This window comes from Bacillus sp. D48C (genome assembly GCF_053345735.1).
The window spans coordinates 145,239-158,803 of the sequence record NZ_JBKFAQ010000010.1; the positions used below are offsets into that span (position 1 = coordinate 145,239).

Sequence of the window (13,565 nt, forward strand, 5' to 3'; positions counted from 1 at the left end):
AATAATAGTTCACCTAGTGAATTATAACACAAATTCAATTACATTAATAGATAATATTAACATTTTTGGAATTATAGTGAAAGAATTGTTAATTTACATTCAGATTAACACCGGCCTTTGCAGATTCTAACAAGATTTCCGCCAACAACATTCCTGTTTATTCTATTCAGAACCAAGAACAAGAACCTTTTACTGGATATGTCATTTCAGTAGAGAACAATTATTTAGTAGTTGCAGCTACATCTACAAAAGATGAAGCCCTTGCTTATCAACATGATTGGTGGTGGGATCTAGTTTCTCAAAATAAGATTTTAAGGGTCCCTGTTTCAGATGGTGCAAACTACACATTAGGTGAGAATTTAAATGTATATGCAGTTGCATGGACTAAATCCCTACCACCAATAGCTGTTATGCCTACAATTGAAAAAGTATTTCAGTAGGTAATATTTTCAATAATTAAGCTATCTCATATAAAAAGGAGTCGAATAACGGCTCCTTTTTATATTCTACATTTTCTTGGATTCCTTACCTTCTCGTACCCCTAATATTTAATAACATACTTCTTTCTCACTAGCTAATACAACTTTCACCTTAGGAATTTTTCATCATATTACTTATTTAAATCCTTATCATAGCTTTAAAAAATATATATTATAAAAAACGTATCCCCACCTACATTTACCTATACATATTTAAGAAATAAATAGTTCAAAAAGAAAAAGAAAAATACCACCACAAAGAATATCCATTTGTTTCTTTTCGTTGGTTTTCCAGCATGTTGTATATAAAAAAATAAAGCAATGCCTGTCATAGTAATTAAAAAAATTTGATATTAATCATCTGTAATAACCCCTCCATACAAAAATAAGAAGCCCCTTTTTAAAGAGACTTCTCATTTCTAATACAAACGACATACATAGGATAAATATACACAATATTATCAGGATGGTTTGCTTTGTTGCTCCTTTAGTATAACACACAATATCTCATTTTTGTTTAATAATCCCAAATTGTAAAACTTTATCAACATTAAAATATTTCATTTAAAGCAAACGAACAAAAATAAACTCAACGAAATACTTACTTATAAAACCAACGTATGTAAAAAACAGCTACAATTCCATTCATGGTTTTAAAAATTTGTCCCCCTTTTCTTCTAAGAATATTCTAAATCTCAGATAGATTGTCTTATATCGCCACCTTATGTATACAGAATTACATATTAAACTATATTGAAAGTCATTCTCATTGTAACCCTAAAATTATAACTGAATCTTTTTTCATTTTTCTTTTCCACCTTTCTTTTTCCGTACAATTATATGTGAACTCATTCATTCTCTTAGATTTCAATAAGAACGGACATGCTCTCTAACACATTTTTAAATATAAATAGAACTTCTTAATAAAAAGTGAGAAAGTTTCTTAACTTTTCCTTAAGAAAAATATTCACATAAAAAAAGAACTCTTATTAACAAGAGTTCTTTTTTTACAATATAGGTATATAGTATCTAGAAATGAATGCCGCATGTTATCCCCCCTATAATGCAGACTGATTAGGGGATGCTCTGATTTATTTTTCATATGTTTTTATATTAGTGCCTACTTTTAAAACCAATATATTTTATGAAACATGTGTTATCATTGGCTAAGTAGTTTAGCGATTCTTGTCTCAAATTCGAAAAGTTTATAGATTTACAGAACTAAATACATGTAATTTTGTGTGAACGTTTAGTTTTAAATACTACATTACTTTTATTTATAAAAAAAGGTATCCTAAGATGCCTATCTATTCTTTAACAAATTTAAATACATAGTACAAAAAATAGACAAGATAGATGGGCTAGCCTGCCAGCAATTGATTCCCTTATAAATTTCATAAGTATTACTTTGATAAGCAATGCTAAGTAAATTTCGACATAAAAAACATTAATTTTACTATTGTCATCTTTCTTTTTGTATTATTTTCCATTTTATAGGGTTTAAAAAAATTTACACCCTATATCTTATAAACCCTTGCTATTACTGATTTTCTTCACTTTACTCTTCTCTTCTCACTCTTATATATAGCTAAATTAAGAAGGTTATTAAAAATTTATGCTTCACTTTTTTTATATAATAACATTAAGATTATTGAACTGATGAGAAAAGCAAGACATATTTGAGGAGTTTTTATTAATAAATCTTGTTTATATATCAAATTTATTTCATTCATTTTACTTGTATCATTGATAGATTCGAATAGCAAAAAACAAGTATTTATTATTAAAATAATTGTTAATGATACTAAAAATTTAAAATGTTTTTCTAATGATAAAAAGAATCCATTTATAAGTATTCCAATCACGAACAATAACATAGGAACTAGCCTCCAAATTTCACTTGAAATTTCCCATGTTTGAGATATGGAATCATCTCCTGTTCCTAAATACCTGGATGATGTATAAATAAATCCAATTCCATTACCAACTAATCCTAAGATATATACAACATATGATTGCATGAAAGATCATTCCTTTATTTTAAGATTACAACGTTTGATACACTTAGTAAGATTAACAAAATAAATACTAAATTTATAATTAAACATGATGCCAGAGTTAAATAAAGACTTAATATAAGTTAATTCTTTGATTCGACATGAAAAACGTTAATTTTACTACTTTAAGCACTGTTATAATTATTTATAAACTATTCAAAAAACAAGAGAACATAAATAAAATTATGTCCTCCTACTTTCTTATTCATACCGTAAACACTCAATTGGATCTAGCTTTGCTGCTTTATTAGCTGGCAGTAAACCAAATACAATGCCAATTAACATAGACAATCCTACAGAAGTAATACCTAAGCTTACCGAAATAACAAGTGGCCATTCTGCGAATAGTGCAATAAGCCAGGCAAAGAAAACACCAAGTATAAATCCAATAAAGCCACCTAATGCTGTTAAAATACAAGACTCTATTAAAAATTGCATTAATATTTTGCCGCGCGTTGCACCAAGCGCTTTACGAATACCAATTTCACGTGTACGTTCTGTTACAGATACAAGCATAATATTCATTACACCAATACCGCCTACTAGTAGAGAAATCCCTGCAACCCCGCCAAATACCATTTTCAACATATTCGTGGAATCATCTAAATCCCCCATAAATTCATTCCCATCCTCAGAAGTTTTGAACTTATTTTCAAATTTTGGTGATTTGATTTCATTGACAAGAGAAACAGCTTGATTTTCTACATTTTTTCGATCAGTTACAGAATATAATTTTAATGTCACCGTATCATATTCATCTACCCCAGATATAAGAGGAGTATTTTCAAGAGATGTATATCCTATTGGGCTTGAAGATATATGCTTTTCTTTATTTTTATAAACACCAACAACTTTATAAGGTTTTCCTTTTATATCAATGTATAAATTATTCTCCCATTCAGGAAATAATTTGTTGAAAGCTACTTCATTTAGGACAACAGCTGGAGATGCTTGAATTAGCTCCCGATCATTTAGTTCACGTCCATGAAGAATTTCTAATTTTTTATCCTCCATAAAATTACCTTTACCACCATTTAATTCTAACGGCACACCTTTTGCCCCAGCATACGCTTTTACTTCCATACTCACATTTGGGTATACACTTTTTACTCCTTGTACCGATTCAAGTTGTTTTATCATTTCAGATGTAATCTTTGCTTTCTCTGTACCAAAGTCAGGGTTATCATAAAAAATTGTAAGCTCATCATCTTTGACTTGGCTTAACTCCGCTTTCATCTTTTCGTTTGATCCATCCCCCATTGAAATAATTGTAATAATGGAGCAAATACCGATAATAATTCCAAGCATTGTTAAAATGGAACGCATTTTATGGGCAAAGATGGACGATATGGCCATACGTATATTTTCATTTGTATTCAAATTAATTTCTCCAATCCTAGGCAATATTACCGTCACGAATAACGATTTGGCGCGCTGCTGCTTCTCCAATTTCACAATCATGAGTAATCATGATAATTGTTGCACCTTGTTTATTTAATTCGTAAAAGAGATCCATGATTTGTTGACTCGTTTTTGTATCGAGTGCTCCAGTTGGCTCGTCCGCCAAAATAAATTTCGGATTATTTACAATTGCTCGAGCAACTGCGACACGTTGTTTTTGTCCACCTGATAGTTCATTTGGAAGATGGTTTGAACGATCAGCAAGACCTACTTTCGTAAGCGCTGCTAGCGCACGTTCACGGCGTTCTTTCTTATCTATCCCAGCGTATATAAGCGGTAATTCTACGTTTTGTAATGCTGTTAAACGAGGGAGTAACATAAAGTTTTGAAATACAAATCCGATTTCTTTATTCCGAATATGTGCTAGTTCAGTTTCAGACATATTCGAAATACTTTGACCTGCTAATGAATAAGTACCCGTTGTAGGTTTATCTAAGCAACCAATAATGTTCATAAGTGTTGACTTACCGGAACCAGAGGGACCCATAATAGAAGTAAACTCCCCTTGGTTTAGTGTGACATCAATACCGTGTAAGATTTGAACCGTTTCTTCACCATTTTGAAAGGATTTTGTGATGCCTTTTAAATCAATCATTGAGCGGCAACCTCCATACCATCTGTGAGATCTTTTTCTGGTTTAGCAATAATGGAAGCATCTTTTTTTACACCAGAAACTTTTGCTTCATTATTTGTTTCAAATTCAATCGTGACAGGTTGTTCCTTTGCTTTACCGTCTTTCACAGTAAATACAACGTTTTTATCACCTTTTTTCACAATACTACTCTTTTGAACAACTGTACCGCTTGCTTCACCTGTTTTATTTGTGACGTATACATGGAAACCTGTCTGTAGTTCCTCAGAGTTATTTAATGTTACAACAAACGGGTATTCAGAAACTGTCTTGTTTTCATCTACGCTTTTTACCGGTGTCGTTCCAATCTCCGTTATTTTTCCTGTCCATGTTTTTCCTTGTATTGTTTTGGATGTAATAGAAACTTCTTGTCCTACCTTTACTTTTGAAAGTTCGTATTCTGATAGTTGTCCTTTTACCTTTAATGGACCAGCAGTACGAATTATAATGCCGCTCATCCCTGCTTTACCATCTGTTTCCTTGCTAATCTCTTCAATCACACCATCAACAGGGCTTGTAACTGTTAGTGCATTCGCTTTTTCCTTATTCGCTTGTATTATTTGGTTTGCTTTTTCGACTTCAAATTTCTTCATTTCAAGATTTGCTTCTTGCCCTTGGATTTCATTTTCAGCTGCTTGCAGCATCGTTTTTTCAACACCAGTATTTTTATCTTTTTGCAATTTTTGTTTTGCTATATCAATTTGCTTTTGCAGCAATGCTACTTCTTTTTCAGCCAATTTCTTCTGCATCTCTGCTTCGCCTTTTTCTATTTTTATAGATGAATCATTGTATTGAAATAGAAATTGTCCCTTTTTTACTTCATCACCTTTTTTAACAGCAAGCTTATAGGAACCTTTTGATAAATCAAACGCAATGGTTTCAATCCCATTAGGAATCACTTCACCACCAAACTTCTGTGCATTTTCTATTTTTTTCTCTGTAATTTTATAAGTATCATATGCCATAGCAACTTCCCTAGTATCTCCGGCAAAGGTAAAATATGCCCCTACTCCAGTCCCTATAGTCACTAAACCAATTAGTAATAATTTATTTTTCTTTTTCATTTATCTCTCACCTTTTCGTATATATTTCACGTTTCTCATTTGAAGAAGACAAGTTTTAGTATATAGATGGTTTCTTAATAAATTCCGAAGAGATTTCTTAAGTTTTTCTTAATAAAATGAACTTGCCATCCCTGTTTTTTACTACACGTTAATACAAGATAAAGTTTTTTTGAAATATAAAAAGACCCAAAACCTTAAATTTTGGGTCTTTTTCTTCATTTTGTATTATCTCTCTTTCGGAAGAACGATTCCTTTATATAATTGTACTGTAATAAGGTAATAAACCGTGTATATGCCGACAAAAATTAGAATTGGCAACCAAATACGGAAATATGGATCGATTACAAAAAATCCAAAAATATTCATACCAATTAACACATGGATTATTCCTACAATTGCAGGGAATAAAAATACTAAAAATAACTCTTTATAAATAGATTTCGTTAACAACTCACGGCGAACACCTATTTTACGAAGCATTTCATAACGTATAATGTCTTTTGATGCACCTGTAAGGATTTTAAACATTAAACAACTTGCCATCATCGCTAGGAATGCAATACCTAGGAAAAATCCCATAAATACTGCTCCACAAGCACCAACGTAATTATCATAATATAATATATATTTACTAAACATATCTTCAGCTTTTATATTTTTATATTTAACCAGCTGCAACTCATCAATTTTTTTCCATTCTTTTGTATATGCTACATAATCATCTGTTTTTCCAACGAATATAATGTTTTCTTTTTCCGATATTCCCTTGTACATATTTTCGTCGACTATCTTGATTGTTTTCTCACTGTAACCTACATAGGACGGTTGAATAGAACTTATAGCTATATTCCATTCGTCTGGAATCATCTTAGCATCGCTGCTTTCTTCTTGAACAACATTCGAAATAGCTCCTACCGGTAGATCCCCGGAAACACGTTTTAATTTACCACTATACTTCCCGTCAATTCTCTCCTGTACAAGTAGACGATTTTTCTCTAAATCCTCTTTTAAGTAATAAACGAATTTCTCATCTACCTTATAACGATATTCACTTTTCTCTTTAAATGTAATACTGTCTAAAATGATTTTCTCTTCTGCCGTTGGGTTATGAATAACTGCATCGTATATTTTATAGCGCTCAGTCGAGCTTAACACATTATTTTTGAAAGCCATACCGCCAGAGATTCCCCCAGCTCCAAGAGCAACTAACATCGCTACCGTTGCGAGAACCTTCGTTAAGCTATTCATACGGAAGTTTAATTGAGCGAAGGTAAAAGCATTAAGACCTTTTTCACTTCGTTTTTTATTATTTTTTAACTTTTTAATCAAAAGTGGGAGCACAGAAACAAATAACATATATGTTCCTGCCGTTGTCGTAATCATTGCAATTACAATACCCATCTCTTTCAATTTATTTAAATAAATCATGGAAGCATAGCCCATTCCCAATAAAATAATTGAGCAGAAAGCTACTACACCAGTCATTTTCCCTTTCACTAATCCTCTCTCAACATGAGCGTCTGCGTGTACAAGCTTCAAAACGGATATATGGGAAAGTTTCATACTATTCATAATGGCAGATAGTAAAAATAGTACAAAAAAGAATATACAAGTAACTACCATCGACGGTACATAAAAGCCTTGATAACCACTGCCATTAAAATCAAGCTGCTTCATAAGGAGTTTGCCAATCCCTTGTGCAAGCCCTACACCTACCGTAATACCAATTACTAAGGATGCTGCCCCAATAATAATGGTTTCCAAAAACATAAGGAGTGCAACCTTATATTTTTTCGCTCCTACCATCATATACATCCCAAACTCTTTTTGACGAAGTGACAACAAGAAAGAATTTGCATATAAAATATAGAAGAATGTGATAATTGCTAGTAAGGCTGAACCTGTTTGGAAAACCATTCCAATTGATTTGAAAGCATTATTTGATTCAAGAAATGCTTTATTTAATGCTAGTGTTTGAAACATATAAAAAACTGAAATTGACATAACAAGACCAACAAGTAAGACAATATAATCTTTCAGTTTACCCTTTATTCCTGACATGGAAAGCTTAAATAACATAGTAAATCTCCTTTCTTACGCCTTTTGTGTGCCTAAGTCTGCAAGCACATCTAAAATTTCTTTATAAAACGTTTCACGTGTACTAACGCGTTGAATTTCTTTATATAGCTCACCATCTTGAATAAATAAAATACGTTGACAGTAACTTGCACTATATGGATCGTGTGTCACCATCATAATGGAAACATCTTGCTTTTCATTTAAGCCTGTCATTGCATTTAGAAGACTTGTTGCATTTTTAGAATCAAGTGCTCCTGTTGGCTCGTCTCCTAAAATAATGGCTGGTTCATGTACAAGTGCACGTGCAGCTGCAGAGCGTTGCTTTTGTCCACCCGATACCTCTGATGGATATTTTCGAAGGATTTCCGAAATTCCTAGCATTGCTGCCACTTTTTCTACTTTGGGCCCAATCTTTTTTGAAGCAACCCCCTGTAGTGAAAGTGGTAGAGCAATATTTTCATAAATTGATAAGTTTTCTAGTAAGTTAAAATCTTGAAAGATGAATCCTAATTTTTGAGACCGAAAATCTGAAAGCTCTCCTTGTTTCATCTTTGTGATATCGATACCATCAATTTCAACAACGCCTCCCGTTGCTTTATCTAATGTTGAAATAACATTTAATAATGTCGTTTTACCTGAGCCAGATGGCCCCATAATACCAACAAATTCGCCTTGTTGAATTGAAAATGATACACCATTTAATGCGTATGATTGACTCTCACCTTTTTTACCGTATACTTTTTGTACGTTTTTAACATATACAACTGGTTTGTTCATTTTTATCCTCCTACTACTTTTCTTGTTTTTTCTTTTGTAATTGATCTACTGTTTCTTAACCTTATATGTTATTTCTTCTTAAGTTTTTCTTTTGCCTTTTCAGGAATTTCCTTCTCTTGAACTTCTTCAAATTGGAAAACATACTTCCCTTTTACATGAACTTTTAAATAAGAATCTACATACTCGTCTTTACCAGCAAGTCCCACTTTAATTTGCTCTTCATTTCCTGATTCGTCTACTCCGTTTAACTTGTACATATATCGCTTACCAGCGTATTCAGGGTCTGGTTCTGCTTCTCCCTTTGTAAGAACATATACATCATTTTCTTCTATCATTGGATTAAATCTATCTCTATTTTCCTCTCCGATATAAGTGAATACTCCGCCTGCCATAACAATTAATCCTGATACCGCAATCAACGTTTTTTTCATCTGTAATTTCCACCTTTCTCTTTTGATGTAGTTGATTATTTTTCTTTAAAGTTTCGTGAGACTCTGTAACACATTTCTTAGTATAGAGACCATTTCTTAATAAAAAATGAGGAAGCTTCTTAAGTTTTTCTTAACAAAATCTTTCATATTGTATAAAAAAAGAACCCTTTATTCTAAGGGGTCTTCTTATCTCGTTATGTAAACAACATATTTACTTGCTAGTTTATTTTCTAAGTTTTTCTCTTACCTTTTTGGGGATTTCCTTTTCTTGTACTTCCTCATAGGAGAAAACATATTTTCCTTTTACATGTATTTTCAAGTAAGTTTTTCTTTTGAAAACATTAGGGTCACTAGTTCCTACTTTATATTTCCCCTCACTTCCTGCTTCGTCTATCCCATTTACCAAATACTTATATCTTCCTGGATAATTATGATCAGGTACGCCTACTTCCTCTACAAGGGCATATACATTTTTTTCGTTGTATAACGGATTAAATCTGTCTAAATCCCCTTGTAAAATAAAAGGTAATACGTATATTAAAAAAGATAGTCCTATTATTAAAAGTAATAATTTCTTCACATATATTTCTCCTCTTCTGTAGTCACAACTTTAAGTAAACTATAATTAATAATTTCTAAGACAAGTTCAATTATAGTAAGAAATCCTTGTACAAAAAGAATACATTCACAAAAATCTTCTTAGAAAACTTTCACATAGTATGAAAAAGAACTCTTCTTATAAGAGCTCTTTTTCATTCATCGTATAAACAATAGCTTATAGAAGCACAACTATTTTTCTCCTGCAAGAGGTAGCGAAATAATAAATTGCACAACACCATCTTCGTATTTCGCTCGAATTTCTCCACCCTGCAGTTCAACAATACTTTTTGCAATTGCAAGCCCAAGTCCAGATCCTTCTGAGACTCTACTTCTTGATTGATCTTTTTTATAAAATCGTTCAAATACGTTATCCAGTTCTTCTTTTGAAAATTCTTCGCTTTGATTTGCAATGGAAATCAAAGCGTTATCTTCTTCTTTTCGAAGAGAGACTTTAATTTCTCCCTTATCTTTACTATATTTAATTGCGTTCATTAATAAATTATCAAATACACGCACAATCTTCTCTGAATCAAGTCCTGCATTTATACGTGCATCAGGAAACTCTTTTACAAAAGAAAGACCATGCTCCTCTGCTTGTGGCACCAATTCCTCGATTAATTGATCAAGCATTTCATTGATACATACCTCTTGTTTTTCTAACACGATATTTTCATTTGTTAACTTCGTGTATTCAAATAAATCTTCTATTAAATTCTTTAGCTGTTCTGATTTTGAAAAAGCGATTTTTATATACTCATCATATTGCTCTCTATTATCATATCTTGCATCGCGTAATAAACGTAAATATCCCATAATAGAAGTAAGCGGTGTCCGTAAATCATGCGAGACATTTGTAATTAATTCATTTTTTTGTTTTTCAATTTCTCTTTCTTTTTCAATATTTACCATCAGCTCTTCTGCCATTTGATTAATATTTTTTGTTAATAATGCCATCTCATCTTGCCCTTTCTCTTCAATTCGATACGATAGATTACCTTTTGCTATCTCATTTACTCCTTGCGCCATTGCCTCTATCTGTTTCATTTTTCTCTTTGTGATATAAAAGAATAAAAAGATAAATATAATCGTCCCAATTAAGAATGGAAAAGGTCCCTCTTCCGTAGTATATATTACATCCCCCTCCGGTATTCCGCTAACAAACATATATAGGTTTTTGTCTTGAATTGTAACAGGGTAAAAAGTAATGAACTCTTTACGTGATTCTTCTTTCCCCTCAAAATCACTTCTATTTGTTGGATTATTTATTGCAAAATCCATAACATTTCTTATCTTACTATGCAAATTAAATTTTTCTTCTTCAGCTTGCTTTGTTTTATACAAAACATTTCCTTCTTCATCTGTAACTAATACTTTTAAAGCGTAACTGTTTAATTCTATATTTTCATTTTCCTCATCAATCATCTTTTGTAATGCATCAACTTTATTATCTCTTATTGCTTCATCTGCCACAGACTTTGCTCTATGATTAATTCGCTCCATATCACTTCTGTAATCAATCGTAACCGTTTGGTTGGCGCTTTGAAAAAATGGTGCTACTCCTCTTGATACGAGAAAACCTATTGCTACACAAACAAGAAATGTAGTAACGAGCTGAATTCGAATACTCCGTTGCACGTAGTTTAACACTTTTTTAATTACACTCTTAATTTTTTTATTTAAATAATAAAATGGTTTAAATATCTTTTTCAATCTTATAACCTACTCCCCAAACGGTTTTAATATAACGAGGTTTCCTTGGATTTTCCTCTATCTTTTCACGTAATTTCCGAATATGTACCATAACGGTATTATCAGATTGGAAAGACTGTTCTTTCCACACTCTTTCATAAATTTGTTCGGCACTCAGTACCATTCCTTGATTCCGGGCTAGCAATTCTAAAATTGAAAATTCTCTGGGGGTTAGTTTCACTTCTTGATTTGCAACAATTACTTCATAAGTTGCTACATTAATTTTAATATCTCCAATTTCGACTTCATTTTCGTTTTGTTCACTTACTCTACCTTTCATTTTCATATATCTACGAAGCTGTGACTTAATTCGTGCAATGAGCTCTAATGGATTAAACGGTTTTGTTACATAGTCATCTGCCCCAGTTGTTAACCCTAAGATCTTATCCATATCTTGCGTTTTGGCTGATAACATAATAATAGGCATTTCTTCTATTTCTCTAACTTTCATGCACATATGAATCCCATCGATTTTTGGCATCATAATATCAAGTACAATTAAATGTACTTCATTTTTCTTTAATAGCTCTAAGCCTTCTTCTCCATCTCTGGCTTGTAGAACCCTATAGCCTTCACTTTTTAAATAAATAGCGATAAGCTCTCGAATTTCTTTCTCGTCATCTACTATTAGTATCGTTTCTTTACTCACAAAATTTCCTCCAATATCATTTTCGAGCGTACATTCTACCACTTACTCGCTAAAGTATTTTATATAGAAGCGGCATACCAATAATTCTTTACCATAAGCAAAAGAATTAAATATTATAACCATATTGCTGGAAATAATACAACAATTCATGTAATTGCTATGGTTTTAATTTAAATTCATTATAAATCGTATTTCTTAACAAATATCGAGGAGGTTTCTTAAGTTTTTCTTAAAAGAATAGAAATGAAATTTTAATATACAGTTATCAAGATTATTACTGATTAAGTAATTGAGGTTTACTTATCTTATGTTCAAAAAATATAAACTTTGATGTCCTGTTATTGAAGCAAGATATTTTAGTAATAACCGCCTTTTATTTATAACAAAATGAGGTTTTTATTTTGTTTTTTTTACATAATATTTTTTATTCTTCTCATACTATAGCTGTAACATTACGTTACAGTGTATTGTGGGTATCGTCACTGTTGGATGATAAAGCAGTTAGTTCATTGAGCTAGCTGCTTTATCATTTACTAAGTACAAAATAGCGTTTTTATATAAATCTTTTCACCTTTTAATTAGCCAAGCATATATTATTGTGTATGGCACTCCACAGTTCATACATTCAAACCTTTTAGTCTAGAAGCACACTTATACGTGTGCTCTTTTTTTATTTACTTTCAAATAACAATTTTGTTTTCACTGTCCCATTCTTTTAATAAATTACATATACTAAAAAGAATAGTCGTTACAGTACATTCAATTTCGAGCGTCTTTCTCCCAAGACGCTTTTTATTTTTCTAATGACAAGCTCCATGGGTCTTAGCAAAACATACAATATTAAAAATTTACTCATGAAAATCTGATTACAACTTTTGGATTTTTCTGTTTCATGAGACCTTCACCTACCTTATTAGTAAATGTAGATTCTCCCTTAACTTACTGTTGTACATAAACTTTGAATAATACTATAATAAAAGCTGTTCTACTGTGTGCGAATACCTTTTAGGCTAGGAGAAATCCTAGCTTTTTATTTTTCCTCCCTGAATAAAACTAAATATTTCGTTAACAATATAGGTGGAGGAATTTTTATATACCCATTAATTCCTCCCTTTCTTTAAGGGTTGGACAGTTAACTTTCGTTAGCTGTCCTTTTAAATTTATCACCTTTTATGTGAAGATGAATAATCTATAAAGGGTATTTTTGATGCACCTTTCTTTATTAGCTTATTCGATTATTCACTCCAGGAAAGAGCGCTGTTCGAAGGCACTTTTTCTTATGCATTCTTTTCTATAATTTTTTTATAATCATTACTAATTAAAATTCACATATACTTTAATGAAAACGGATATTCATTAGCGATTGGAGGCATCCACTCATAGAAATCTACCTTTCTTGTCAAAGGGCATACTTATATGTGTGCTCTTTTTCGTTTGTTGCGAAATAATGCTTTTGTTTGAAATTCATTCACCTTATTGATTCCTTTGCATACATTACAAGCACAAGGAATTCTACAGGTTTCCCTAGGCCAGTTACCTTGTATTCCTTGCACACCTTAAAGGAAGAATCCGTTTATAACAAACGGGT

The 13,565-nt window shown here is 31.7% G+C and carries 10 protein-coding genes and 1 pseudogene; 1 reads left to right on the top strand and 10 read right to left on the bottom strand.

What is annotated here, in order from left to right; translation table 11 throughout:
- Window positions 1-92: 92 nt before the first annotated feature.
- Window positions 93-440: pseudogene (locus ACLBXA_RS21940) on the top strand (DUF3221 domain-containing protein); the annotation flags it as partial.
- A 1,652-nt stretch (window positions 441-2,092) separates the two neighbouring features.
- Here the strand turns inward: ACLBXA_RS21940 and ACLBXA_RS21945 are convergent.
- The 10 genes from ACLBXA_RS21945 to ACLBXA_RS21990 all read right to left on the bottom strand — a co-directional run bounded on the left by ACLBXA_RS21945 (window position 2,093) and on the right by ACLBXA_RS21990 (window position 11,977).
- Window positions 2,093-2,500: a hypothetical protein gene (locus ACLBXA_RS21945; protein ID WP_447617473.1), complete on the bottom strand. Its 408-nt coding sequence runs from the start codon at window positions 2,498-2,500 to the stop codon at window positions 2,093-2,095.
- A gap of 237 nt (window positions 2,501-2,737) precedes the next feature.
- Entirely contained in the window at window positions 2,738-3,916 is a 1,179-nt protein-coding gene (locus ACLBXA_RS21950) for an ABC transporter permease (RefSeq protein ID WP_447617474.1), read from the bottom strand.
- Window positions 3,917-3,932: 16 nt separating this feature from the next.
- Window positions 3,933-4,592: an ABC transporter ATP-binding protein gene (locus ACLBXA_RS21955; RefSeq protein WP_447617475.1), complete on the bottom strand. Its 660-nt coding sequence runs from the start codon at window positions 4,590-4,592 to the stop codon at window positions 3,933-3,935.
- Window positions 4,589-5,692: an efflux RND transporter periplasmic adaptor subunit gene (locus tag ACLBXA_RS21960; RefSeq protein WP_431156032.1), complete on the bottom strand. Its 1,104-nt coding sequence runs from the start codon at window positions 5,690-5,692 to the stop codon at window positions 4,589-4,591. Before ACLBXA_RS21960 ends, ACLBXA_RS21955 begins: the two co-directional genes overlap by 4 nt.
- A gap of 225 nt (window positions 5,693-5,917) precedes the next feature.
- Complete coding sequence (locus tag ACLBXA_RS21965; protein WP_447617476.1) at window positions 5,918-7,771, bottom strand: FtsX-like permease family protein; 1,854 nt, start codon at window positions 7,769-7,771, stop codon at window positions 5,918-5,920.
- 15 nt (window positions 7,772-7,786) lie between these two features.
- Window positions 7,787-8,548 carry an ABC transporter ATP-binding protein gene (locus ACLBXA_RS21970; protein WP_327886973.1) on the bottom strand — a complete coding sequence of 254 codons (762 nt, stop codon included), beginning with the start codon at window positions 8,546-8,548 and terminating at the stop codon, window positions 7,787-7,789.
- Window positions 8,549-8,616: 68 nt separating this feature from the next.
- Entirely contained in the window at window positions 8,617-8,979 is a 363-nt protein-coding gene (locus tag ACLBXA_RS21975; RefSeq protein ID WP_327886972.1) for a YxeA family protein, read from the bottom strand.
- A gap of 223 nt (window positions 8,980-9,202) precedes the next feature.
- On the bottom strand, window positions 9,203-9,559 hold the full coding sequence (locus ACLBXA_RS21980) for a YxeA family protein (RefSeq protein ID WP_447617477.1): 357 nt from the start codon (window positions 9,557-9,559) through the stop codon (window positions 9,203-9,205).
- A 209-nt stretch (window positions 9,560-9,768) separates the two neighbouring features.
- Window positions 9,769-11,289, bottom strand: a complete 1,521-nt coding sequence (locus tag ACLBXA_RS21985) for a HAMP domain-containing sensor histidine kinase (RefSeq protein ID WP_447617478.1) — start codon at window positions 11,287-11,289, stop codon at window positions 9,769-9,771.
- Window positions 11,273-11,977 (bottom strand): response regulator transcription factor, encoded by a 705-nt coding sequence (locus tag ACLBXA_RS21990; protein ID WP_447617479.1) that lies wholly within the window; start codon window positions 11,975-11,977, stop codon window positions 11,273-11,275. The genes ACLBXA_RS21985 and ACLBXA_RS21990 overlap by 17 nt, the downstream gene beginning before the upstream one ends.
- Window positions 11,978-13,565: the final 1,588 nt, after the last annotated feature.

What these genes read in the sequence shown, in the direction of transcription:
- ACLBXA_RS21975 (WP_327886972.1), bottom strand. Translation starts at nt 8,979, where the DNA reads ATGAAAAAAACGTTGATTGCGGTATCAGGATTAATTGTTATGGCAGGC.
- ACLBXA_RS21955 (WP_447617475.1), bottom strand. Translation starts at nt 4,592, where the DNA reads ATGATTGATTTAAAAGGCATCACAAAATCCTTTCAAAATGGTGAAGAA.
- ACLBXA_RS21970 (WP_327886973.1), bottom strand. Translation starts at nt 8,548, where the DNA reads ATGAACAAACCAGTTGTATATGTTAAAAACGTACAAAAAGTATACGGT.
- ACLBXA_RS21945 (WP_447617473.1), bottom strand. Translation starts at nt 2,500, where the DNA reads ATGCAATCATATGTTGTATATATCTTAGGATTAGTTGGTAATGGAATT.
- ACLBXA_RS21965 (WP_447617476.1), bottom strand. Translation starts at nt 7,771, where the DNA reads ATGTTATTTAAGCTTTCCATGTCAGGAATAAAGGGTAAACTGAAAGAT.
- ACLBXA_RS21960 (WP_431156032.1), bottom strand. Translation starts at nt 5,692, where the DNA reads ATGAAAAAGAAAAATAAATTATTACTAATTGGTTTAGTGACTATAGGG.